1 protein-coding gene is annotated in these 345 nt (G+C 59.7%); it reads left to right on the top strand.

Going from position 1 to position 345, the window contains the following annotated elements:
* The first annotated feature begins 28 nt into the window (after positions 1 to 28).
* Entirely contained in the window at positions 29 to 211 is a 183-nt protein-coding gene (locus DEH07_12620) for a hypothetical protein (GenBank protein HBY05314.1), read from the top strand.
* The last annotated feature ends 134 nt before the right edge of the window (positions 212 to 345 follow it).

Raw genomic sequence — 345 nt, 5'->3', positions numbered from 1 at the left:
ATCAGTTTCGGCAGGGAGGGACGAAGGGATGATTACCGCCGAGCAACGGTTGAACGAGATGAACGAGGAACGCATCCGGCAGCGCTATGAGATATTGGCTCCTTTTTTGGACGAGAAGCAACGCCGGCTGTTTGCGGGAGCGAAAGGCCAGGCGCCTACGGCGCCGGGGGCGAGGAACGGATCGCCGGGCTGCTTGGCATGTCAAACTTAAACTGTCTATGATACCTGAACGAAGGTCCAGTGAACCCCTATGGTGTGTACGACCCCGCTCGCAACGAAGATTGCCCGCCTGCCGGACGGACAGGGGTTAATGTCGGCGCCGACCATGACACAGCCGCCTTCGCC

Origin of the sequence: Desulfotomaculum sp. (genome assembly GCA_003513005.1) — a bacterium.
Lineage (GTDB): Bacteria > Bacillota > Desulfotomaculia > Desulfotomaculales > Nap2-2B > 46-80.
This window is presented reverse-complemented; position numbering and strand designations above follow the sequence as displayed.